This window comes from uncultured Streptomyces sp., assembly GCF_947488945.1.
Classification (GTDB): Bacteria; Actinomycetota; Actinomycetes; order Streptomycetales; family Streptomycetaceae; genus Streptomyces.
Window position 1 is genome coordinate 330,447 of sequence record NZ_CANLBS010000002.1, and the last position, 22,382, is coordinate 352,828.

Here is a 22,382-nt window from a genome sequence, read left to right on the forward strand (position 1 = left end):
GCGGCGCGCGTTCGACCGGCGCGCGTCCGTCGGACGAAGCCCGGAACCACGGCGTCGCGTCAGAGGTGGCGGGCCGCCGTTGCCGGGAAACCGGTCCAGTGGAGTTCGGCGGGCAGGTGCCGCATGTCGTTGACGAGTGGGACGGACGGCGGACGGCCCGGGGTGTAGCGGATGACCGTCAGGGCCGCGTTGGCGGGGTCCAGGCAGCCGAGCCACCGCCACTCGGGCGCCTGCACGGCATCCCGGACCAGCCATGCGACGAGGAAGGCATGGGTGACCAGCAGTTCGTGCCGGTCCTCGTCGCCCGCCACGGTTCCGGTGAACCGCTCCAGCGCCCGCCGGGCCAGCTCGGGACCGCGCCGCCGGTCCTCGGCGGGGGTCCGGGCGAGGAAGCGCAGGAAGAGGTCGGCGGAATCGTGCGGCAGCTCCGACCGGTCCGGGACGTGGGGGACGTAGTCGCCCGCCTCCTCCGACGGCGTCACCGGGACGCCGTCGAGCTGCCCGGCGACCAGTCGGGCGGTCTCCTCGGCGCGGGGGAGGGGGCCGTGGTGGACGGCGGCCAACGGGACTTCCCGCAGGCGCCGGCCGAGGAGCACCGCCTGCCGGCGCCCCCGCTCGGTCAGCCGGCTCTCGTCGGGCGTGGCCTCACCGTGCCGCGCGATCCAGAGGTACCGGGTGCCGCCCCCGCTCATGCCTGCTCCTTCGAACCACCGACAGCCGTGTCAGGCGGGGGACGCCCGTCCCGTGCCCGGTGGTTCCCGCCGTGCGGCTCGCCCCGCCGCGGAAGACGCCGGGCCGCCCCGGTGTTCGCGGGAGAGGGGCCCGGCCCGGTCGGAGCGACCGTCCCGCTGATCGCTCAGAGCGAACACCGCTTGAGGAACAATCCTCGGCTCACAAGCATTGAGTCCATATAGCTCAACTTGACTGCCGAAGGGAAGATCATGGCTACGGAGTCCAAGGCGTTCACCCCGTTCGACCTGCCTGTGCTGCCACTCGATGACGAAGTCGTGCTGCCCGGAATGGTGGTGCCCGTCGATCTGTCGGACAGCGAGGTGCGGGACGCGGTCGAGGCCGCGCAGGCGGCGGTCCGGCCGGGCGGCGGGAAGCCCGAGGTGGTGCTGGTGCCGCGGGTCGACGGCACGTACACCGCCACGGGTGTGCTCGGCACCGTCGAGCAGGTCGGCCGGCTGTCGGACGGCGACCCCGGCGCGATCATCCGGGCCCGCGAGCGGGTGCGCATCGGCACCGGCACGAGCGGCCCCGGCCGGGCGCTGTGGGTGGAGGCCACCCGGATCGCGTCGAGCGTGCCCGAGCCGCTCCCCGGAGCCGTGGCGGAACTGGTCAAGGAGTACAAGGCGCTCGCCACCACCTGGCTCAAGAAGCGCGGCGCCTGGCAGGTCGTGGACCGGGTGCAGCAGATCGACGACGTCTCCGCGCTCGCCGACAACTCCGGTTACTCCCCCTTCCTCACCACCGCGCAGAAGGTGCGGCTGCTGGAGACGTCCGACCCCGTCGAGCGGCTGAAGCTCGCCGTCCAGTGGCTGGGCGAGCACCTGGCCGAGCAGGACGTGGCCGAGTCCATCGCCAAGGACGTCCAGGAGGGCGTCGACAAGCAGCAGCGCGAGTTCCTGCTCCGCCGCCAGCTCGACGCCGTCCGCAAGGAACTGTCCGAGCTGAACGGCGACGCGGACGACGAGTCCGGCGACTACCGGGCCCGCGTCGAGGCCGCCGACCTGCCCGAGCACGTCCGCGAGGCCGCGCTCAAGGAGGTCGAGAAGCTGGAACGCGCCTCCGACCAGAGCCCCGAGGGTTCCTGGATCCGCACCTGGCTGGACACCGTCCTCGAACTCCCGTGGAACGAGCGGACCGAGGACGCCTACGACATCCGCGGCGCGCAGGCGGTCCTGGACGCCGAGCACGCGGGCCTGCAGGACGTGAAGGAACGCATCACCGAGTACCTCGCCGTGCGCAAGCGCCGGGCCGACCGCGGCCTCGGCGTGGTGGGCGGGCGGCGCGGCGGCGCGGTGCTGGCCCTGGTCGGTCCGCCCGGTGTCGGGAAGACCTCGCTCGGCGAGTCCGTGGCGCACGCGATGGGCCGCAAGTTCGTCCGGGTCGCGCTGGGCGGCGTCCGGGACGAGGCGGAGATCCGCGGTCACCGGCGCACCTACGTCGGGGCGCTCCCCGGCCGCATCGTGCGGGCGGTCAAGGAGGCCGGTTCGATGAACCCGGTCGTTCTGCTCGACGAGATCGACAAGGTGGGATCGGACTTCCGGGGCGACCCGGCCGCCGCCCTCCTCGAAGTGCTCGACCCCGCGCAGAACCACACCTTCCGCGACCACTACCTGGAGGTCGAACTCGACCTGAGCGACGTGGTCTTCCTCGCCACCGCCAACGTCCTGGAGTCCATCCCGGAGGCACTCCTCGACCGCATGGAGCTGGTGCGCCTGGACGGCTACACCGAGGACGAGAAGGTCGTCATCGCCCGGGACCACCTGCTGCCGCGCCAGTTGGAGCGGGCCGGTCTGGAGCGGGACGAGGTCACCGTGGACGAGTCCGCGCTGCGCAGGCTGGCGGGCGAGTACACCCGCGAGGCGGGCGTGCGCACCTTGGAGCGGTCCATCGCCCGACTGCTGCGCAAGGTCGCGGCCCAGCACGAACTGGGCGACCGGGAACTGCCGTTCACCGTCACCGACGACGATCTGCGGGGGCTGATCGGACGGCCGCACCACGTGCCCGAGTCCGCCCAGGACCCGGCGGAGCGGCGCACCGCGGTGCCGGGCGTGGCCACCGGCCTCGCCGTGACCGGCGCGGGCGGCGACGTGCTGTTCGTGGAGGCGTCGCTGGCCGACCCGGAGACGGGCGCGTCCGGACTGACCCTGACCGGTCAGCTCGGCGACGTGATGAAGGAGTCCGCGCAGATCGCGCTCAGCTTCCTGCGCTCGCACGGGGCCGAGCTGGAACTGCCGGTCGCCGACCTGAAGGACCGGGGCACGCACATCCACTTCCCCGCGGGCGCGGTCCCCAAGGACGGCCCGAGCGCCGGCATCACCATGACGACGGCGCTGGCGTCGCTGCTCTCCGGGCGGCTGGTCCGCACGGACGTGGCCATGACCGGCGAGGTGTCGCTGACCGGACGGGTGCTGCCCATCGGCGGCCTGAAGCAGAAGCTGCTGGCGGCGCACCGGGCGGGCATCACCACGGTGGTGATCCCCAAGCGGAACGAGGCCGACCTGGACGACGTCCCGGCCGAGGTCCTGGAGAAGCTGGAGGTCCACCCGGTGACCGATGTCCGCCAGGTGCTGGAGATCGCGCTCGCTCCGGCGACCGCCGAGGCGGAGCGTCAGGTTCCGATGGCGGCGTGAGGGGCCCGCGCACGGGTGCGGCGCGCACCGCGCGTCCCGCCGGGACGTGCGCCTGACCGCTCCGCCCCCGTACGACGACCGACGGCGTCCCCCGCGCACCCGCGCGGGGGGCGCCGTCCCGTCCGCGCACCGGCCGGCGTCACGGCCGGTAGACGGTTCCCGGCACCGGTTCGGCCGGCGCCATCAGCTGGGGGACCGTCACGAAGGTGTAGCCGCGTGCCTCAAGGGTCCGGACGATGCCGGGGACGGCGGGCACCGTGCCGGGGTAGATGTCGTGCAGCAGGATGACGCCGTCCTTGTCCGCCTGGTCCAGGATGCGCTTCTCGATCAGCGCGGAGTCGTTGGTGGAGTAGTCCTTCGCGGTGGCGCTCCACAGGATCTGCGCGAGCCCCAGTTCCTCGCAGACCTTCGCCACCGTGGCGTCGGTGCGGCCCTGCGGCGGACGCATCAGCCGCGGCGCGCGGCCGGTGATCTTCGCTATGGCGTCCTGCGTCTTCCGCAGCTCGGCCCGTATCGCGCCGGGGCTCCTGCCGGTCAGGATCTGGTGCGACCAGGTGTGGTTGGCCACCTCGTGTCCCTCGGCCGCGATCCGGCGGACGGTGTCCGGGTGCTTGAGGACGTGGTTCTCGCCGAGCAGGAAGAAGGTGGCCGGCACCTTCTCCTCCTTCAGGATGTCGAGCAGGTGCCCGGTGTCCTTGCCGGGGCCCGCGTCGAAGGTCAGCGCGATGCACTTCGCCTTCCGGCAGTCGACCGCCCCGACCGCGCCCCCGGCGTCGGCCTGCGCGCGGGCGGTGGCGGGCGCGGTGGTCGCCATCGAGCAGCCGCCCAGGGCGAGCGTCACCACGGCCGCCAGGGCGCGGGCCGTCCGGCGGGAGAGCGACGAGGACTTCTGGGGCACGACGACGTCCGATCTGCGTACGGAAGGGCGCACAGGTGTACGACCGAGGCGGACTATACACAACGTGTATACGTCGAGTGTCTAGTGGAGTCGCCGCAAGGGGCCCGGCCGTCGGCCGTCCCGGCTGCGAAATACTGGCGGAGCCGCGGGAAGGGCCCGCGGCCGGCGAGGCGCCCCGGACGGGGCGGCCCGCGGAGCGCGAAGGGGTGCGGAGCGTGGACGCAGGCAGCGGCGCCGGTGGGCGGGACGTGCCGGGGCCGGTGACCGGACCACCTGAATTCCTCGCCCTGGAGCGCGAGTTGGGAGTCCTGCTGCGCAGGGCGCGGGCCAACTCGGGGGAGATGGCGCGGCAGGTCCACCCCGACCTGGAGGCGGCCGCCTACGGCCTGCTGGCCCGGCTGGAGGCCGCGGGGTCGCAGCGGGCCACCGATCTCGCCGCGTACGTCGGCGTCGGCAAGGCGACCATGAGCCGTCAACTGCGCGCCCTGGAGGACCTCGGACTGGTGAGCCGGGAGCGTGACCCCGACGACGGCCGTGCCTGGCTGCTGCGGCTCACCGACGAGGGCCTGGACCGCTTCCGCGCGGTCCGGGACGCCCGGCGGGCGCGCTACGCGAGCAGGCTGGCCGGTTGGGACCCCCACGAGGTCGCCGAACTGGCCAGGCTGCTGCACCACTTGAACGAACGCGCCGCCGGCTGAGGGTTTCCGGTCGCCCGGTGCCCAACCCTCAGAATTCCGCGAACACCACGGCCGCGTCGTCGTGCGTCTTCCCGCCCAGCGGGGCGGGGCCCGCCGCGTCGGCCCGTTCCAGCTCCCGTACGCGCTCGATGAGTCCGCGCGGTCCCGACTCCCGTACCACCCCCAGCAGGGCTGCCCAGTCGCCCTGGTGGAACCTCTCGGTCCAGCGGCTCGCGCCGTCCGACATCGCGGTGACCGACCGGACCTCGGTGAGCGGCGCCCGGCCGGTCACCGCGCGGGAGGCGACCGACGGATCGGCCGCCGCGGTGAAGAAGCCGCCCTCCCGGTTGCGCAGCGTGGCGTCCACCGTCGCGACCGACGCCAGCGCGCTCCGCGGCAGCCGGTCCAACCGGTCGTCGAGCACCGCGCGGACCGCCCCGTCGGGCGCTTCGAGCAGCAGCACGGCGTCGCACAGCACCAGGTATTCGATCGTCCGTGCGTCCCAGCGCGCCAGCGCCACCGTGGCCTGCGGAGTGCGGGGGTGAGAAAGGTCACAGGAAGTCCGGTGAACGTCGGCGGTGCGCCGGATGGACTCCGCGAGCACCTCCGGCAGGGTCAGATCCGGGTGTGAAACCGACAGTTCGGCCAGTGACCCGCCGAGGCGCGAGGTGAACCACGGCACTGTGTGTGAACAGCCCACGTCGTGGGCCGGCGGAGTCACTCCGTCGAGCGCCACGACGAATCCGCCGTGGCCCGAGGCCGGTAGGGCACCCGCCGCCCAGTCCTCGTCGGGTCGTTCGGGGCTGCCGGGGGCTCCCGCCATCTCGATGCGCATACGTTCAGTCTGCACGAACCCTTCACCGTGCGCTCACGTGCCGGGGATTGGCCCGTACCAGCAGGTCAGAGGCGTCCCGGAGCGGGAACCTGGGACTCCGTCAGGGTGTGGGCGGGCATCCTGCCAAAGGCCGGGCGGAAGATCCAGCCCGTGTCCGATGTGTACCTCCGCCGCCGTGCGGGGAGAGTTGTTCGGCAACTCGTGATTGATGTTCACTCGTTCGAGTGGCGGAGTGGTTGATGCGCGCCCCCTGCTCATAACCGCTGGAATGGTCGGAAGCCGTACCAGCGGCGGGGGCGCCTGCGCAGGTGACCGTACGTCACCTCTGCTTCATGGGTGGACGAGTCAAGAATGCGAGCACCGGTGCAGAAGAAGCGGCCGCGGAGCAAGGGCAGCGCGCACGAGAATTCCGGGGCGGTGCCTGAGGCGCAGGGTGCCGACAGGCGGACCGTACGGGTACGCAGCCGGCTCGTCGCCGGCGTCGCCGTCGTCGGGATCACGGTCCTCGCGGCGGGCGCGCCCGCGGTGCTGAGCGCCTCCTCCGACCTGAACGAGACACAGAACCTCGTCACCCTCGCCGAACTCAACCAGCAGGCCGTCACCCTGGCCCACTCGCTGGCCGACGAGCGTGACGGCATCACCGCGTACATCGCGGCCGGCCGGGAGAGCGACGAGGGCAAGCCGGGCGCCGACAGCGCCAGCGCGCGGGTGGACCAGCAGATCGACGAGATCCGCGAGGCGGCCCCCGCCGGTCTGCGCCGTGACCTCTCCACCGTCCCCTCGCTGCGCCGCGACGCGATCGGCGGCAAGGGCTCCGCCCTCGACGCGCACCAGGCGTACTCCGAGGTCATCGCCAAGCTCCACGACCTGGCCGACGAGCTCGCCGACAAGACCCCGCCGAGGGCCGCCGACGCCACCCGCGCCCCGCTCGCGCTGAGCAGTGCCGTGGAGCAGGCCGCCGCCACCCGCGGGCTGCTGCTCGCGGCGCTCGCGGTGCCGCGCGGCACCACCACGGAGACGACCGACCCGTTCACCGGTCTGCCGGTGACGACGCAGGGCGAGAGCTCGGCCGAGGACGAGCGTGCCCGCGACGACCTCACCGCGGCCGCCCAGCAGGCCCGGGTGCGCGAACTCGCCGCCCTGGCCGAGTTCGACCAGGCGGCCGGCTCCGACGCCCGCGACCGGCTCTCCTCCACGGTGACCGGCCCCGAGGTCAACAACGCCGAGAAGTACCTCGCCACCCTCGCGGACTCCCCGGAACTCAGCTCGTCCGAGCAGAAGGCCGACCCGGACAAGGTCTCCGCCGCGCTCTCCGCGCGGATCGACCGGATGCGGGGCGTCGAGTCCGCTCTCGGCACCGCCCAGGTGAGCCGTCTCGAAGGGCTGCGCGACGACGACGTCACCTCCCTCGAACTCTCCGTCGCCCTCCTCGGCGGCTGCTTCCTCATCGCGGTCGGCGTCTCCACCGCCGTCGCCCGCACGCTGACCCAGCCGCTGGCCGTACTGCGGATCGGCGCGGCCCGGCTCGCCAAGGAGCCCGACACCTCCGAGCCGGTCAAGTACCGCGGCCGCAACGACGAGTTCGCCCAGGTCGTCCGCTCCATCAACGCCCTGCACGGCTCGCTGAAAGCCCTGCACCACGAGTTCGCCGCCCAGTATTCCGGCCTCGCCACCGAGCGGGCCGAACTCATCAACGGCCGCGAGACGCTCACCCTCCAGCGCGCCGAACTCCAGGTGCAGGTCGCCGATCTCGGCGCCCAGCTGGAACGCCTGCGCAACACCGTGCACCACACCTTCGTCAACCTCTCGCTGCGCAATCTCGGCCTGGTCGAGCGCCAGCTCGGCGTCATCGAGAACCTGGAGGAGCGCGAACAGGACCCGGAGCGGCTCAGCACCCTCTTCAAGCTCGACCACATGGCGACCGTCATGCGCCGCCACAGCGAGAACATGCTGGTCCTCGCCGGCACCGACCGCGGCACCGCGCACGCCGGACCGGTCCCGCTGGTCGACGTGCTGCGCGCCGCGGTCAGCGAGATCGAGCGGTACGAACGCGTCACCATCCAGTCGCTCCCGCCGCACGCGCAGATCGCCGGCTTCGCCGCCGACGACCTCAGCCACCTGGTCGCCGAACTCCTGGAGAACGCCACCTCCTTCTCGCCGCCGGACTCGCACGTCGAGCTGTCCGGCTGGCTGCTGGAGACCGGAGAGGTGATGCTCTCCGTGCAGGATGAAGGCATCGGCATGTCGTCCGTGCGCATGGGCGAACTCAATGCCAGGCTGGCGGACCCGGCCTCGTTCGAGTCCGGTGAACAGAGCGCCGACGGCGCGGGGCTGGGACTCCAGGTCATCTCGCTGCTCGCCGCCAGGCACGGCGCACGCGTACAGCTGCGCGACCAGACGGGGGGCGGGGTGACGGCGGTCGTCGTCCTGCCCAAGGCGCTGCTCCCGTTGGCTCCCCCCGCGTCCTCGCCGCCGCCGGTGCGGATGGCGGGCGACGCCCCGTCGCTGAACCTCCCCGGCTCGGTCGCCGAGGCCAACTCCAACGCGCTGCCGGCCCGCAAGCCGCTGCCGCTGCCGGAGCCCGAGGCCGACCCGCTGATCGCCGCCGCCGAGCAGACCATCCTGGACGCCGGCGAGGACGCCTTCCCCGCGGAGGCCGCCCGGCCCGCCGCCGCGGAGCCCACCGCGCCCGAGCCCACCGCGCCCGAGCCCGCCCGGCCCCCGGCGGCCCGGCAGGCGCCGCCGGAGACCCCGGCGGAGACCACCATGCGGTTCCGCCTGCCGCTGACCGAGGAGCCGCCCGCCTCGGCCGGGGACCAGCACCTCGCCGACGCGTTCGCCGCCGACCCGCTCGACACCGCGATCCCGCTGCCCGAGACCCCCGCGGCCCCGGAGCCCCCGTACGCGGCCGAGCCGCCCGCCGCCGACCCGTACGCCATCGGGCCGGACCGGCACGAGCGCCCGGCGGAACCGGCGCCCGCCGCCCGCGAGGCGTACGACCCGCACACCGCGCCCAGCCCGTACGGCACCCCGGACGACTACGCGGCCCGCCCGGCCGCCCCGGCCGCGCCCGCCGAACAGCGTCCCCGCCCGGCCGAGTCCGGGCCCGCCGCGGCGTCCGCGTCCGTCCCGGAGCCGCGCCGGTCCGAGCCGCGCATCACCGGGAAGGGGCTGCCCAAGCGCACCCCGAAGATCGTCAAGCCGGCCGAGGCCCCCACCGGGGAGCGCAAGAGCTCCGTCGACAAGGAGGCGCTGCGGCGCCGGCTCGGCGGGTTCCACCAGGGGGCCAAGGACGGCCGGCGCGACGTCGAGGCGGAGATCTCCCAGAGCGCCGCACCGGCCACCCGTACCGCACCGACCCACCGCACCGCGCCGGCCGACCGCACGGACGGTTCCACCGATGACACGGGGGACACAGTCGAGGAGGCACGCAGTTGACCGCGCCCAGTACGTTCGGGCTGAGTAACGAGGCCCGGAACCTTCACTGGTTGCTGAGCAATCTGGTGGAGGAGGTGCCAGGGGTCCACTCGGTCACCGTCGTCTCGTCCGACGGGCTGATGCTGCTCTCCTCCGACCCCGGGCACCGTGCGGCGGCCCACCAGGGCGGCCGACCCGAGGGGCCCAAGGGCTCCAGCGCCGACCTCGCCACCATCGTGTCCGGCATCGGCTCCCTCACCGTGGGGGCCGCGAAACTCATGGACGGCGGCGGCGTCAAACAGACGATGGTCGCCATGGACGAGGGGAGCGTGTTCGTGATGTCCATCAGCGACGGTTCGCTGCTCGGCGTGCACGCCACCCCCGACTGCGACATGAGCGTCATCGCCTACCACATGGCGCTCTTCGTCGGCCGCGCCGGACACGTACTCACCCCCGAACTCCGCAGTGAACTGCGCAAATCGATGGAGAGCGCCCAGTGACGCCCCCTGCCGCAGAACCCCGCAGGCTGCCCGTACGCGGGTCCGAGAAACGGCCCGCCCGGGTCCGCCCCTACTCCCTCACCGGCGGTCGCACGCGCTTCGGCCACGTGCTCCTCGTCGAGACGTTCGTCGCGGCGCTGGAAGCCCCCGACGAGCGCAAGGAGCTGACCAACGGCAACCTCGCCTCGCGGGTCATGCCGGAACTCCAGGCCATCGTCGAACTCTGCCGCCGCATGCGTACGGTCGCCGAGATCTCCGCCCTGCTGAAGATGCCGCTCGGCGTCGTGCGGGTGCTGCTCAGCGACTTGGCCGACCAGGGAAAGATCCGCGTGTACGGAACCGGCCACGGCGCCGGACAGCCCGACCGCGCACTGCTCGAAAGGGTGCTCAATGGACTCCGTCGTCTCTGAGGCGGGGCTGTTCGCACCCCGTCAGCCGAAGGCCAAGGACCCGGCCGACGAGTCGATCCAGGCCTGGCAGCTGGACCACACCCGGGCCCCCGTGGCGACGAAGATCGTCGTCGCGGGCGGCTTCGGCGTGGGCAAGACCACCTTCGTGGGCTCGGTCTCCGAGATAACCCCGCTCAAGACCGAAGCGATGATGACGCAGGCGAGCGAGGAGACCGACGACCTCACCGCGACGCCCGACAAGACCACCACCACCGTGGCGATGGACTTCGGCCGCATCACCCTCGACGACGACCTCGTGCTGTACGTCTTCGGCACGCCCGGTCAGCCGCGGTTCTGGTTCATGTGGGACGACCTGGTGCGCGGCGCGATCGGCGCGATCGTGCTCGCGGACACCCGCCGGCTCGAAGACTGCTTCCCCGCGCTCGACTACTTCGAGAGCTGCGGACTCCCGTACATCGTGGCCGTCAACCACTTCGAGGGCTCGCCCGCGTACGAGGCGGAAGACGTCCGGGAGGCCCTGACTGTTCCTCCGCACGTACCGGTTGTGATCATGGACGCGCGCAACAGGATCTCGGTCGTCGAATCACTGCTGGCCCTGGTGGGCCACGCGCTGGACGCGACCCCGGCCTGACGCGCCCCACGACTCGTACGACCGATCAACGGAGAAGACCGCCATGCGGAAGATACTCATCGTCGGAGCCGGCCAGTCCGGTCTCCAGCTCGCCCTCAGCCTGCAGACACGCGGCTACGAGGTCACCCTCATGTCCAACCGCACCGCGGACGAGATCCGCACCGGCCGGGTCATGTCGACGCAGTGCATGTTCCACACCGCGCTCCAGCACGAGCGTGACTACCAGCTCAACTTCTGGGAGTCGCAGGCCCCGAAGATCGAGGGCCTCGGCGTCTCCGTCGCCGCCCCCGACTCCTCGCGCGCGATCGACTGGGTCGGCAAGCTCGACGGCTACGCCCAGTCCGTCGACCAGCGCGTGAAGATGGCCGGCTGGATGGAGACCTTCGCCCAGCGCGGCGGCCAGCTCGTCATCCACGGCGCGGCCGTGTCCGACCTGGACTACTTCTCCCGCACCTACGACCTGGTCATGGTCTCGGCGGGCAAGGGCGAACTGGTCTCCATGTTCGGCCGCGACGCCTCGCGTTCGCCGTTCGACACCCCGCAGCGCGCGCTCGCCGTCGCCTACGTGCACGGCATGGGCCCCCGCCCGGAGCACCCGGAGTTCGACGCGGTCCGCTGCAACCTGGTGCCCGGCGTCGGCGAGCTCTTCGTGATGCCCACGCTGACCATCTCCGGCCGCGCCGACATCCTGTTCTGGGAGGGCGTCCCGGGCGGACCGCTCGACGCCTTCCAGGGCATCAAGGACCCCTCCGAGCACCTCGCCAAGACGCTGGAGCTCATGGAGAAGTTCACGCCGTGGGAGTACGCGCGCGCCACCAAGGTCGAGCTGACGGACGCCAACGGCACCCTCTCGGGCCGCTACGCCCCGACGGTCCGCAACCCGGTCGGCCGGCTGCCCGGCGGCGGCCTGGTGCTCGGTGTCGCGGACGTCGTCGTGGCCAACGACCCGATCACCGGCCAGGGTTCGAACTCGGCGTCCAAGTGTGCCGCCGCCTACGTGGACTCGATCGTCGAGCGTGGCGACCAGCCGTTCGACGAGCAGTGGATGCAGGCCACCTTCGACCGCTACTGGGACACCGCCCAGCACGTCACCAAGTGGACCAACGCGATGCTCGGCGTCCCGCCGGAGCACGTGCTGAACCTGATCGGCGCCGCCGGCCAGATGCAGCCCGTCGCCGACCGCTTCGCCAACGGCTTCAACGACCCGGCGGACTTCGACAACTTCTTCTTCGAGCCGGAGAAGACCAACGCCTACCTGGCGTCGGTCGCCGGAGCCTGACCGCTGCACCCGGCACACCGGCCGGGGCACCGGGCCACCCCCGTGGGCCCGGTGCCCCGGCCGGTCCGCGTCGTGGGTTCGCGGCACGGGCACCGCCGGGCGTCCGCGGCGGCGGCCGTGACCGGAGCGTGGCGGTCAGCCGGTCAGGGAGACCACCGAGACGAGCAGCAGGAGGAGCCCTCCCGCCGCGATGACGCCGCCGAAGAGCCGGAAGAACCACGGTCCGACGCCGTCGGCGCCCACGAGGCCCAGATTGCCGGACTGCTGCGCCTTCAGTTCGAGCACCGCCCGGCGGCGGGCCAGGGTGGAGGCCACGGCGCCCCGTACGTCGAAGGCCCAGCGCCCTCCGTACACGAGGGCGCCGACCCCCAGCAGGGCGAGGAAGACGAACAGAGAGGTCGGAGGCTGATAACCCGGGTCCGACGCGGAGATGATCATGGACATGAGGCGCATCATGACACGCAGGGCCGGGCGTGTCACCGCCCGCAGCCGGGGCCCCGCCCGCCGCGGCGCCGCGGGTCACTCCTCCGGGGCGTCGTGGGCCGCGTATTCGGTGTCCGAGCCGTCGGACGCGCCCTTGGGGAGCGGGGGCGGGGTGTAGGCGGGCAGCGGCTCGCTCTCCGGGTCCGGGCGGACCGCGCCGAGCAGCGGGTTGGAGGCGACCGGGGACACCTTCACCCGGGCGCCGGGCCGCGGGGCCTGCACCACCAGGCCGTCGCCGAGGTACAGCGCGACATGGGTCGCCCCGGGGAAGTAGACCACCAGGTCGCCGGGGCGCAGAGCCGAGACCGGCACCCTGCGCAGCTGCGCCCACTGCTCCTGCGAGGTGCGCGGCACGTCGAGTCCGGCGTGCGACCAGGCCTGTGAGGTGAGCCCCGAGCAGTCGAAGGAGTCGGGCCCCTCCGCGCCCCAGACGTACGGCTTGCCGATCTGCTCGACCGCGTACCGCACTGCCTCGCCGCCACGGCGGGACGGCGTCCGGGGCGAGCTGAGCGCGCCGGAGGCCACGAGTTCGCCCTGCGCCTCCTCGACGTTGCGCCGTTCCAGCGCCGACACCTCGGCCAGTTGGCCCGAGCTGAGCGAGGCGAGCCGCGCCTCGACCTGCCGCAGCCGGGCATCGGCGGCGTCGCGCTCCTTCTTGCGGCGGGCGGTCAGCGCCCGCTGCTCGTCGAGCGCCGCGCGGGCGGCCTTCGCCAGCCGGTCGGCGCGCTCCTGCGCCCCGGTGAGCCGTTCGACGGCCGCCGCCCGCCCGGCCGCCGCGCGCTCGATGAAGTGGCCCTGGTCCAGGGCGCGGGACGGATCGTCGCTGAGCAGCAGCCGCAGATACGCGGAGAGGTCGGAGCGCTCCTGGTACTGCCGACGGGCCAGCCGCCCGGCGTCGGTCCGGCCCGCGTCGAGCGCGCGCCGGGCCCGGGTCAGCTCGTCGGACACCTTCTTCGCCTCCGCGGTCCGCTTCTTCAGCTTCTCGGCGGTGCCGTTGTACTGCTCGGCCGCCTCCTCGGCCCGCCGGTAGAGCGTCTGCAGCTCCGTCAGCAGCGCCGAGACGCTCGGCGCCCCGCCCGTCGTGGCGCCCGTGCCGTCCGCGAAGGCCTCGGAGGCGTCCACCGTGCCGGTCTCGCCGACGTCCTCTTCGCCGTCCGTGCCGTCCGTGCCGTCCGTGCCGTCCGTGCCGTCTGCGGGTTCCTGTTCGGTGTCATCGTCCCCGTCCGCCCCGGTCTCCGTGGCGTCGTCGGCCTGGTCCCCGTCGTAGCCGGGCAGGGTTCCGGCCGATGCGGACGGGGCGGGGACGGCGTCCGCCGTGACGGGCCCGGGATCGGTGGGCGAGGGCTCGGCGGGTACGGCGGTGGCGGGCGCGGCCACGACGACCGCGGCCAGCGCCGCCGTCGTACAGATCGCGCGCAGGGCTCTGCCTGACACGTCAACACCTCCGGTGACGGGGCGGGGGCAGCCCGGGACCGGGGGACTGATCGTCGGACTACCCCACGAGTGAACGGATCCTCTTCATCCGGTCACTCCGCCCCCGCCCGCGCAAGCACCTCACGGGTGTGGCGCGGCCCTGTCCTCCGTACGGCCCGTACGGCGGGGCGCGCCACCCGCGCGGTCAGTCCACCGGGAAGGCGTACACCGCTCGGTCGCGCACCACGACGGCGGTCTTCCCCGCGGTGAGGACCCGGTACGCACCGGTGCCGGCGGCCGCTCCCGCGGCCCCGGTGCCCGGCGCGCCGGTGCTCTGCGCGCCGAGGTCCTGGAACTTCCACAGCCGGCGGCCGTCCGCCCCCGCGAAGGCGGTGACCTGGGTGGCGTCCGAGGCGAGCACCGTCTTTCCGGAGGCGGTCACGGTGAGCGCCGGTGCGCCGTCGCCGATCGGCACCTCGGTGGAACTGCGCCACAGCACCTTGCCGGAGTCGCGGGCGACCGCGCCGATCTCCTGGTTGCGGTTGGTGGTGTGGATGAGGTCGTCCGCCCCGACCGGGGTACCGAACCCGGAGTCCGCGGTGCCGTCCACCCGCCACAGCGGCTTTCCGCTCTCCGTGTCGAACGCCTCCAGATCGTCGGCGACCGAGGCGAACAGCCGTCCCTCCTCGTCGCCGTAGGCGGCCGCGGTGGGCGCGACCTTGCCGAAGGGCTTGGACCAGAGCAGCTTGCCGGTCCTGCGGTCGAAGCAGTGGAACACCGACGCGCCTTTGGCCGCCTTCTCGGCGGACGCCGTCAGGCTCCGCGCCGTCTGACGCACCACGATGTCGTTGAGGCGCTCGCCGATCAGGCGGTACTCGGGCGTCCCCTCGCGCCCCGCGCCGACCGGGACCCGCCAGAGCTCGGCCCGCCGCACCAGGTCGTACGCGAAGAAGAAGGCGCGCGGGACCTGCTGGTCCTTGCCCGGCTTCTGGCCCTTCTTGGGCTTGGGGGCTTTCACCGTCACGGTGACCGAGCCGGTGAACCAGATGACCGAGCCGGACTGTCCGGTGATCCCGCCGACCCGCAGACCGGGCAGGCCGGAGAACTGGTCGGCGTACCGCACCCGGTGTGTCACCTCGCCGTCCGCCGCCGACAGCCAGAGGAATTCGGTGGGGCTCGCCACGAAGCAGAGGGTGTCGTCGACGGTCAGCGTGCGCTGTCCGCCGGCCGCGTCGGCGCGCTGCCAGATCCGGGCGCCGGTGGCCAGATCGATGCCGGTCGCCTGGACCTCGCTGGTCAGCACCAGCAGTCGGTCCTTCCACAGTGCGGCGGCGGTCGGCACGGCCTCGGACGCGGGGTGCGCGTACGCCCACGAGGGCTCCGGCGGGCGGCCCGGCAGGATGCTGGTGGGGGCCGCCGCGGGCTTGTCGTCGGTGGTCGCGGCGGTCTCGTCGGAGCCGAGGGCGGCCACCGTGCCGCCCCCGATCAGCAGACCGGCGGCGGCCGCCGCCGCCGCGGTGAGGGCGGCCCGGCGGTTCGGGAAGAGCCCCGTCTGCGGCGCGGGCGCGGGCGGCGGCGCCGGCTGCGAGAGGGCGGTGGGCAGGGGGGCGCTGCCGACGGGCAGCGCCGTGCCGGAATAGGGCGCCGGATACGACGGACCTCCCGCACCAGGGCCTGCCGCACCGGTCGCCGGTGCGGCGGGGGGCGCGGCGGACCTGAGCTCCGCGGGGACGGCGAGCTGGGTGGTCGGCCGGTCGCTCTGGGCCGGTCGGTCGTTCTGGGCCGGTCGGTCGTTCTGGGCGTGCCGGGCTCGGGTGTTGAGGAACCGGGTCGTCCCCCCGTGTTCCTCGGCCGCGGGCGTCCCGGCGTGCCGCGCGGGCACCAGGGCCGCGCCGGGCGGCGCCCCGGCGCCGGGGCGGGCGTCGTCGGCGGGTCCGGCGGTGAGGGCGGGTCCGGCGGAGCCCGGCCCGCGCAGGGCGAGTGCGGTGGAGGCGGCGTCGTCGCCCGCGGGCGACGGGGGAAGCGCGTCGGACACCTCCGCCGGGCCGGGGACCGCGTCCGCCGCGTCCACCGCCTCCGGCCCGGACGGCGTCGGAACGGCGTCCTCCGGCGGGGGCGGCACCGCCGCCGGGACCTCCTCCGGGGAGACCGGCTCCTCCAGCGCACGGACCCGGGCGTCCCGGTCGGCCACTGCCGCGACCAGGCGCTCCGGCAGCCAGCCCTCCTTCGCCAGCGCCGCCGCGCCCTCCAGGGCCAGTTCGGCCGCCACCGACCCGGCGGTGGGCCGGTCGGCGGGCGACTTGGCCAGGCAGGAAGCGATCAGCGCCCGCAACTCCTCGGGGACGGAGTCGAGTTCCGGCACGCCGTGGGCGATCCGCTCGGCGGCCCGGTCCGGCGGCCCGTCCGCCAGCGGGGTGCTGCCGGTCGCCGCGTACGCGAGCAGCAGCCCGAGGACGAACAGGTCGGAGGGCGGGCCGGCCTCCTCGCCCGCCACCTGCTCCGGGGTGAGGTAGCCGAGCCGCACCGAGAGCTGACCGCCCGCCCTCGCCTCGGCCGAGGCGGCCGCGCCGAGCGGCCCGAACGCCGTGAGCCGGGGGCCGTCCGCCGCCAGCTCCACCGTGCCCGGCGCGAGCCCCTGCAGCGGGGAGCCGGTGGCGTGCACCCGGGACAGCACCTCGGCGAGGCCCGCGCCCAGTATCCGTACGGCGCGTTCGGGCAGGGGGCCGGTGAGCGCGATGGCCTCGGCGAGCGTCAGCGCGGGGACGAAACGGGACGCGGTCCACAGACCGGGGGCCGCCGGGGCGGTTCCGTCCGGTTCCGCCGCGCCGTCCATCAGGTCGAGCGGGGCCTCCACCCAGCGGCCCGCCAGCCGTTCGGCGGTGCGCGCCTCCGCCTCGAACCGACGGCGGAAAGCAGGGAGTCCGGCCAGTGCGGGCCGGGCCGAGGTGACCAGGGCGAGGTCGTCCGGGGCCGTGCCCCGCGCCACGAAACGCACCGCGCCGGCCGTCTCGGCGTCCCGTGCCAGCACCGTGTACCGGCCGAAGCGGCGTGGATCGTCCCTGCGCAGCGCCTCCATGGCGCACCCCCTCGTGAACCGTCCGTCGCACTGACCGCCGATCCTATGGCCTGCGGGACGTCCGGGGCGGTGCGCCCCGCGGGGTCAACTCCCTTGCCGGGGCTTGCTCCAGGGCCATCGCGGCCGGGTCCGCTCGCGGCCCCCGGGGACGAACTCGTACCGCCAGCCCTTCTGGATGCCCAGTCGTGCGGTGTGGCCGGCCGGGACCCGGCGGTAGGCGTGGACGGTGACCGGACCGCCCGCGTCGTCCGGTACCGGCACGGTGTACCACTTGGGCGGATGGCCGGTCGGGCCCAGCAGGACGGGCAGCACCCGGCCGTCCAGCGGGCCGCCCTCGAAGGGGGTGTTCTCGCTCTTCACCCCGCCAGTCTGGCTCAGTCGGCGGCGGGCAGCAGGTGCGCCGCCCCGGCGACGACCGGCAGCAGCCGGTTCGCCAGCAGCCCGGCCGGGCCCCCGGCCGTCTCCAGCGGCAGCAGTTCCGCGACCACGTCGGCGGTCTCCGGGTCGGTCGCGGCGGTCGCGGTGAGCAGCGCGACGAGGTGGTCCACCAGCCAGCCGCGCAGCTCCCCGGCCGGGGTGCGCTCCTCCTCGTCCAGCCAGATCAGCGAGGCGGCCTCCACCGCCGCTATCCAGGTGCGCACCATCATCCGCAGCCGGGGGCCGGCCCGGCGCGGTCCGGCGGCCTCGCTCCGGCCGCCGAAGTGCAGCAGCACCTGCTCGGCGGCGGCGCGCCGCACCCCGTCGACGATCGCCGTCGTGCGGGAGGTCTCCGCCACGCTCCCGCCGCGCAGCAGCGCGCTGAAGCCCGCGTCGTGCTGCACCACGAAGCCCAGGTAGCGGTCGAGGACGCGGGAGAGCCGCTCGGTCGGGGCGCCGACGGCGGGCTCCGCGAAGCAGAGCGTCAGCTCGTCGGCGGCCGAACGGAGCGCCGCCTCGTACAACTGCTGCCTGCCGCCGGGGAAGTAGCGGTAGACGAGGGGGCGGGAGACTCCGGCCGCGACCGCCACCTCGTCCAGCGACACCTCGTCCGGGGCCCGGTGGGCGAAGAGGCCGAGGGCGGCGGTCAGGAGCTGGCTACGGCGCTGCTCGACGGTGAGCCTGCGGTAGGCGGGGGTCGGCGGGGCTGCGGCGGACGTCATGGCCTCCAGGGTAGGACGCGCCCTCGCGGGGCGCGTCGGGCGGTACCGGACGTCCGTGCCGCGGCCGGGACTTCAGGCCAGCAGGCCGGACTTGCGCCACAGGGCGCGACCGACGCCGTTCAGCACCCCGATGTCCTCGAAGAAGTCGGTCAGCCGCTTGGCGCCGGTCTGCATGACCTCCCGCCGGTGGCCGCTGGCCCGCACCTGGGCCACCGCGGCCCGGCGGTCCAGTCCGACGTTCTCGTAGACCTGCGGGTTGACGAAGCAGATGGAGAAGACGCGGGCCGCCTCGCCGCAGGAGACCTTCATCAGCTCCCGCTCCCAGCGGGGCGCGGTCACCATCTGGCGGCGCAGCTCCTCGCGGGCGTACCGGACGTGCCGGGCCTCCTCGACCACGTGGATGCGGGTCACCCCGCGCACCAGCGGCTGCACGCGCTCGTCGGGGAAGGTCAGCCGCTGCATCCAGTCGAGGATCTCCTCGCCCAGCAGCGTCCCGGCGAACGAACCGGGTGTGGTGGAGACGGTCTTCAGGATCCGCGCCCGGTTGTGGTACTTCCGGGGCACCTGGTAGGCGGGCGCGTCGCCGTACTGGATCATGCGGCCGAACATCATCGAGTGGCGGCACTCGTCGGCGATCTCGGTGAGCGCGTAGCGGACGTGGTTGCTGGTGATCGGCTTGTCGTAGATGTGCCGCACCAGCAGCTGCATCAGGATGATCTCGAACCAGATGCCCAGCGAGGCGAGCGACGCCGCCTCGTGCCGGGCGAGGTCCATCCGCTGCTCCTCGGACATCCGCCGCCACATCGGGGTGCCGTAGAGGGAGACCAGTTCCGGCGGCCAGAACCACTTGCCCTCGTCGACCGGGACGGTCCAGTCGAGCTCGGTGTCCGGGTCGAAGGAGTGCTTGGCCGAGGCTTCGAGCAGCCGTGCCGCGACCTGCTCGCGGTCCCGGAGCGGGCCGAGCGCGTCGCGCAGTGTCTGGAAGTCGAGTTCGCGCGCAGTCGTCATGCGGGACACCTCGCAGTGGGATGGCCGGACGGCGGGTTACCGGCGGTCACTTCTTATGAGACCGCTTGTCAGCAAGGGCGTCAATCCCCGTGCACGGTTCACCGCCGAGGGTTCGGGTACCTGAAACCCCCTACACGGCAGTGCCGTTCGCCGTCCGGAAGCGCGGTGCGCCGTCGGACGGCCCGCTGCGGGACACGGTCGGCGGGCCGCCCCGGGACGTGCCCCGACCCGCGCCACCACCGGCCGGCGCGGCCGGGTGCGCCGGACGTGCGGCCACGCCGCCGCGAGCCGCTGACCGGCTTTCTTTCGACCTGATACCGATCCCCGGCTCCCCGGCCGGACTGTCGGTGGGGTGCCGTAACTTGACGGGCATGACCACGCCGCCGCAGCCGCCGCAGGGCCCCTACGGGCCGCCCCAGCCCTCCCAGCCGCCGCAGAATCCGTACGCCACCGCCCCCCAGGTCCCGCCGCAGGCCCCGGGGCCGTACGGAGTTCCGCCCCAGCCCGGCTACGGCCATCCGCAGCAGCCTCCGGCGCCCGCGCAGGGCGGCTGGGGGCAGCAGGACGGCTGGGGGCAGCAGCCGCCGGCCGCCGGGGCGCCCGGCTGGCCGCCGCAGCCGCCGCGCAAGAAGCGCACCGGACTGGTCGTCGGCATCGTCGGGGCCGCGCTGCTGGTGGTCGGCGGCATCGTCTTCGGCGTCGTCCAGCTCGTCGACAAGGGCGCGGAGACGATCTATCCGGCGGCCGAGTACGAACTGGTGGTCCAGAAGAAGCTGCTCGACGACGAGTTCACCCTGAGCCAGGACGCCTCGGAGACCGAGGGCAAGGAGATCGAGAACACCCCCGATCTCTCCATCCGCGACGCCGACGCCGCCATCGCGCAGTACACCGCCGACGGCGGGGCCGTCCTCGTCGTCTCCGGGATGGACGGACGCATCGCGAGCCCCGGACTGACGCGCGACCAGATCATGACCGGTGCCGCGAAGTCGGACGGCGCGACGGTCGTCGTGCCGGCGAAGGAGTACACCCCCGACGGCTACGACATCACCGTGTCCTGCCAGGTGGTGAGCACCGGCAGCGGCGTCGCCGACGGCAACTTCCCGATGTGCGCCTGGGGCGACGACAACACCGCCGCCATGGTCGCGGTGGTCCGGCCCGAGGACGCCGTCAAGGAGGCCAAGGCCATCGATCTGGACAAGGCCGCCGCCGAGGCCGCCCAGGTCCGCGAGGAGATGCGCAAGCCGATCGGCTGAGCCGGGCGACCGGCCCCGGCGCCCCGGCCCGCCGGAGGACCGGGGGCCGGGGCGGGGGCCGGTGTCCCAGCAGTTGACGGTCCCCGGCCGGTGGTGCTGGAGTCGGCACGTGGACAGCATCCCCGCCAACCGGCGGTTCTGGAACCGGATCAGCGACACCTACCAGCACGCGCACGACCCCCGGATCGGCGCCGCGCCCCGGCTGTGGGGCATGTACTCCATCCCCGACGCGCATCTGGGCGCCCTGGGCGACGTCACCGGCAAGCGCGTCCTCGAACTCGGCTGCGGCGCCGGCCAGTGGTCCAGGGCGCTCGCCGCCGAGGGTGCCCGCGTGGTCGGACTCGATCTGTCCGAGGCCCAACTCTCCGCGGCGGCACAGGCGATGGGAGCAGACCGGTACCCGCTGGTACAGGGCGCCGCCGAACAGCTCCCCTTCGCGGCCGACAGCTTCGACCTGGTGTTCTGCGACTTCGGCGGACTCAGCTGGGCGCCGCCGCACCTGGCCGTCCCGCAGGCCGCACGCGTCCTGGGCCGGGGCGGACGCCTGGTGTTCAACGTCGCCGCCCCGTGGTTCGAAGCCTGCTACGACGAAGCCGCCCGCCGTGTCACCACGACGCTGCGGCAGGACTACTTCGGGCTGAACGCGATCGCCGAGGACGACGGCGCGACCAGCTATCAGCTCACCTACGGCGACTGGGTCAGGGTCCTGCGCGGCGCGGGCCTCGTCATCGACGACCTCATCGAGCCGCGGCCCGACCCCGCAACGCCCAACGGCTACAACGAGACCGACCCGCCCGACTGGGCCCACCGCTGGCCGGCCGAGATGCTCTGGGTGACCCACAAACCCTAGGAGACCGTCGCCTTGGTGAGCCCTCCGCGGACCGCGGCTCAGCCGGCGGCGAGCGGCGGCCGGGGGAGCGGGGGCAACGCCTCCTCGGCCGCGCGGGCGGCGGCCAGCAGCCAGGCGTCCCGCCGCCGGTCCGCGACCAGTTGCAGTCCCACCGGGCAGCCGTCGGAGGTGAACCCGGCCGGAACGCTCGCCGCGGGATGGCCGCTGACATTGAACGCCCAGGTCAGCGCGGTGGAGTAGACCTCGCCCGGCCCCTCGTGCCCGTGCGGCCGGTTCGGGGTGGCCGGGGTGAGCAGCAGCGGGGCGCGGGCGAACAGCGCCGTCAGGGCCCGGTCGTTGTCCGCGCGCAGCCCCCGGGCCCGTCGGCCCTCCTCGCCGTCCGCCCCGCCGCGTACCGCGAACCAGGCGGGCGCCGGGTCGGCGAGCGTGCAGCCGCCCGGCAGCAGCCGGACGACGCCCGCGGCCACCAGCCGGCCGACGGCTCCGGCCACCACCCGTGCCACCTCCGGATCGACGTCCGCGAACCCGAGGTCCGGGCTGTACACGGCCGGGACCGGCAGCGTCACCCGTCGCGGCGCGTACCCGTCGAGCACATGGCGCAGATACAGCTCCGCGTGGTCCGCCGAGCGGGCCAGCACCCCGGCCGAGGCGAGCCCCGAGCGGTCGGGCGAGGGCAGCAGCCCGTTCGTCGTCTTCAGCCCGAACACCCCGCACCAGGCGGCCGGCAGCCGCACCGAGCCCGCGCCGTCGCTGCCCGTCGCCAGCGTCACCACCCCCGCCGCGACCGCCGCCGCGGACCCGGCCGACGAGCCGCCGGGCGTCCGGTCCGCGCGCCACGGATTGACCGTCCGGCCGTGCGCCCCCCGCCCCCACGTCTGCCAGTACGTCCCCGGCCCCGGCACCGAGGTGGCGCCGACCGGCACCCCGCCCGCCGCCACCAGCCGCCCGGCGGCGTACGACCGCAGCCCGGCCGGTCCCTTCACCGCGAACGGCAGTCCGGCCAGCGGCAGCCCGGCCGCCGCCGGTTCGCGGGCCAGCGCCCGGTCCGGCCACACGTCGAGGAACGCGCACAGCGTCGGATCGGTCCGGCGGACGCGTTCCAGCGCCCGTGCCACCGCGGTCGGTTCACCCATCGGACCATCATGGCCCGG

19 protein-coding genes are annotated in these 22,382 nt (G+C 74.0%); 9 read left to right on the plus strand and 10 right to left on the minus strand.

From position 1 onward, the window contains the following. Positions 1 to 59: 59 nt before the first annotated feature. Entirely contained in the window at positions 60 to 692 is a 633-nt protein-coding gene (locus Q0994_RS03625; RefSeq protein WP_299528955.1) for a histidine phosphatase family protein, read from the minus strand. 249 nt (positions 693 to 941) lie between these two features. Here Q0994_RS03625 and lon point away from each other — a divergent pair, with 249 nt between their 5' ends. Further along, on the plus strand, positions 942 to 3,362 hold the full coding sequence (gene lon, locus Q0994_RS03630; protein ID WP_299528957.1) for an endopeptidase La: 2,421 nt from the start codon (positions 942 to 944) through the stop codon (positions 3,360 to 3,362). A 139-nt stretch (positions 3,363 to 3,501) separates the two neighbouring features. Here the strand turns inward: lon and Q0994_RS03635 are convergent, their stop codons facing one another. Continuing rightward, positions 3,502 to 4,260, minus strand: a complete 759-nt coding sequence (locus Q0994_RS03635) for a polysaccharide deacetylase family protein (protein ID WP_299528959.1) — start codon at positions 4,258 to 4,260, stop codon at positions 3,502 to 3,504. A 215-nt stretch (positions 4,261 to 4,475) separates the two neighbouring features. Between Q0994_RS03635 and Q0994_RS03640 the strand changes: the two genes are divergently transcribed. Further along, positions 4,476 to 4,958, plus strand: coding sequence for a MarR family winged helix-turn-helix transcriptional regulator (locus Q0994_RS03640; protein WP_299528961.1), 483 nt, complete (start codon positions 4,476 to 4,478; stop codon positions 4,956 to 4,958). A gap of 28 nt (positions 4,959 to 4,986) precedes the next feature. On the opposite strand, the gene Q0994_RS03645 is transcribed toward Q0994_RS03640, so the two are convergent. Further along, a complete protein-coding gene (locus Q0994_RS03645; RefSeq protein ID WP_299529260.1) occupies positions 4,987 to 5,772 on the minus strand; it encodes a protein phosphatase 2C domain-containing protein in 786 nt (261 codons plus the stop codon). A 363-nt stretch (positions 5,773 to 6,135) separates the two neighbouring features. Between Q0994_RS03645 and Q0994_RS03650 the strand changes: the two genes are divergently transcribed. From Q0994_RS03650 to Q0994_RS03670, 5 genes are read left to right on the plus strand one after another with little or no spacing between them, the layout of a single operon-like run. Continuing rightward, a complete protein-coding gene (locus Q0994_RS03650) occupies positions 6,136 to 9,210 on the plus strand; it encodes a nitrate- and nitrite sensing domain-containing protein (RefSeq protein ID WP_299529261.1) in 3,075 nt (1,024 codons plus the stop codon). After that, positions 9,207 to 9,689 (plus strand): roadblock/LC7 domain-containing protein, encoded by a 483-nt coding sequence (locus Q0994_RS03655; protein WP_299528963.1) that lies wholly within the window; start codon positions 9,207 to 9,209, stop codon positions 9,687 to 9,689. The genes Q0994_RS03650 and Q0994_RS03655 overlap by 4 nt, the downstream gene beginning before the upstream one ends. Then, entirely contained in the window at positions 9,686 to 10,099 is a 414-nt protein-coding gene (locus tag Q0994_RS03660) for a DUF742 domain-containing protein (RefSeq protein WP_299528965.1), read from the plus strand. Before Q0994_RS03655 ends, Q0994_RS03660 begins: the two co-directional genes overlap by 4 nt. After that, positions 10,080 to 10,730, plus strand: coding sequence for an ATP/GTP-binding protein (locus Q0994_RS03665; protein WP_299528967.1), 651 nt, complete (start codon positions 10,080 to 10,082; stop codon positions 10,728 to 10,730). The genes Q0994_RS03660 and Q0994_RS03665 overlap by 20 nt, the downstream gene beginning before the upstream one ends. A gap of 43 nt (positions 10,731 to 10,773) precedes the next feature. Continuing rightward, positions 10,774 to 12,009, plus strand: coding sequence for a styrene monooxygenase/indole monooxygenase family protein (locus Q0994_RS03670; protein WP_299528969.1), 1,236 nt, complete (start codon positions 10,774 to 10,776; stop codon positions 12,007 to 12,009). 135 nt (positions 12,010 to 12,144) lie between these two features. Here the strand turns inward: Q0994_RS03670 and Q0994_RS03675 are convergent, their stop codons facing one another. From Q0994_RS03675 to Q0994_RS03700, 6 genes are all read right to left on the minus strand, one after another. Beyond that, positions 12,145 to 12,453 (minus strand): hypothetical protein, encoded by a 309-nt coding sequence (locus Q0994_RS03675; RefSeq protein WP_299528971.1) that lies wholly within the window; start codon positions 12,451 to 12,453, stop codon positions 12,145 to 12,147. Positions 12,454 to 12,528: 75 nt separating this feature from the next. After that, complete coding sequence (locus Q0994_RS03680; protein WP_299528973.1) at positions 12,529 to 13,926, minus strand: C40 family peptidase; 1,398 nt, start codon at positions 13,924 to 13,926, stop codon at positions 12,529 to 12,531. Between the two features lie 184 nt (positions 13,927 to 14,110). Beyond that, the gene (locus Q0994_RS03685; protein ID WP_299528975.1) at positions 14,111 to 16,981 is read right to left on the minus strand and encodes a PQQ-binding-like beta-propeller repeat protein; all 2,871 of its coding nucleotides are present in this window, start codon (positions 16,979 to 16,981) and stop codon (positions 14,111 to 14,113) included. A gap of 84 nt (positions 16,982 to 17,065) precedes the next feature. Further along, complete coding sequence (locus Q0994_RS03690) at positions 17,066 to 17,341, minus strand: hypothetical protein (RefSeq protein ID WP_299528977.1); 276 nt, start codon at positions 17,339 to 17,341, stop codon at positions 17,066 to 17,068. Between the two features lie 14 nt (positions 17,342 to 17,355). Next, positions 17,356 to 18,120, minus strand: a complete 765-nt coding sequence (locus tag Q0994_RS03695; protein ID WP_299528979.1) for a TetR/AcrR family transcriptional regulator — start codon at positions 18,118 to 18,120, stop codon at positions 17,356 to 17,358. A gap of 72 nt (positions 18,121 to 18,192) precedes the next feature. Beyond that, positions 18,193 to 19,128, minus strand: coding sequence for a diiron oxygenase (locus Q0994_RS03700; protein ID WP_299528981.1), 936 nt, complete (start codon positions 19,126 to 19,128; stop codon positions 18,193 to 18,195). A gap of 371 nt (positions 19,129 to 19,499) precedes the next feature. Here Q0994_RS03700 and Q0994_RS03705 point away from each other — a divergent pair, with 371 nt between their 5' ends. Continuing rightward, positions 19,500 to 20,381: a hypothetical protein gene (locus Q0994_RS03705; protein ID WP_299528983.1), complete on the plus strand. Its 882-nt coding sequence runs from the start codon at positions 19,500 to 19,502 to the stop codon at positions 20,379 to 20,381. 109 nt (positions 20,382 to 20,490) lie between these two features. Then, the gene (locus Q0994_RS03710; protein WP_299528985.1) at positions 20,491 to 21,231 is read left to right on the plus strand and encodes a class I SAM-dependent methyltransferase; all 741 of its coding nucleotides are present in this window, start codon (positions 20,491 to 20,493) and stop codon (positions 21,229 to 21,231) included. Between the two features lie 38 nt (positions 21,232 to 21,269). On the opposite strand, the gene Q0994_RS03715 is transcribed toward Q0994_RS03710, so the two are convergent. Beyond that, on the minus strand, positions 21,270 to 22,364 hold the full coding sequence (locus Q0994_RS03715; RefSeq protein WP_299528987.1) for an amidase: 1,095 nt from the start codon (positions 22,362 to 22,364) through the stop codon (positions 21,270 to 21,272). Between the last annotated feature and the right edge of the window lie 18 nt (positions 22,365 to 22,382).

What these genes read in the sequence shown, in the direction of transcription:
- Q0994_RS03625 (WP_299528955.1), bottom strand. Translation starts at nt 692, where the DNA reads ATGAGCGGGGGCGGCACCCGGTACCTCTGGATCGCGCGGCACGGTGAG.
- Q0994_RS03645 (WP_299529260.1), bottom strand. Translation starts at nt 5,772, where the DNA reads ATGCGCATCGAGATGGCGGGAGCCCCCGGCAGCCCCGAACGACCCGAC.
- Q0994_RS03675 (WP_299528971.1), bottom strand. Translation starts at nt 12,453, where the DNA reads ATGTCCATGATCATCTCCGCGTCGGACCCGGGTTATCAGCCTCCGACC.
- Q0994_RS03685 (WP_299528975.1), bottom strand. Translation starts at nt 16,981, where the DNA reads ATGGAGGCGCTGCGCAGGGACGATCCACGCCGCTTCGGCCGGTACACG.
- Q0994_RS03695 (WP_299528979.1), bottom strand. Translation starts at nt 18,120, where the DNA reads ATGACGTCCGCCGCAGCCCCGCCGACCCCCGCCTACCGCAGGCTCACC.
- Q0994_RS03715 (WP_299528987.1), bottom strand. Translation starts at nt 22,364, where the DNA reads ATGGGTGAACCGACCGCGGTGGCACGGGCGCTGGAACGCGTCCGCCGG.
- Q0994_RS03670 (WP_299528969.1), top strand. Translation starts at nt 10,774, where the DNA reads ATGCGGAAGATACTCATCGTCGGAGCCGGCCAGTCCGGTCTCCAGCTC.
- Q0994_RS03665 (WP_299528967.1), top strand. Translation starts at nt 10,080, where the DNA reads ATGGACTCCGTCGTCTCTGAGGCGGGGCTGTTCGCACCCCGTCAGCCG.
- Q0994_RS03705 (WP_299528983.1), top strand. Translation starts at nt 19,500, where the DNA reads ATGACCACGCCGCCGCAGCCGCCGCAGGGCCCCTACGGGCCGCCCCAG.
- Q0994_RS03700 (WP_299528981.1), bottom strand. Translation starts at nt 19,128, where the DNA reads ATGACGACTGCGCGCGAACTCGACTTCCAGACACTGCGCGACGCGCTC.
- lon (WP_299528957.1), top strand. Translation starts at nt 942, where the DNA reads ATGGCTACGGAGTCCAAGGCGTTCACCCCGTTCGACCTGCCTGTGCTG.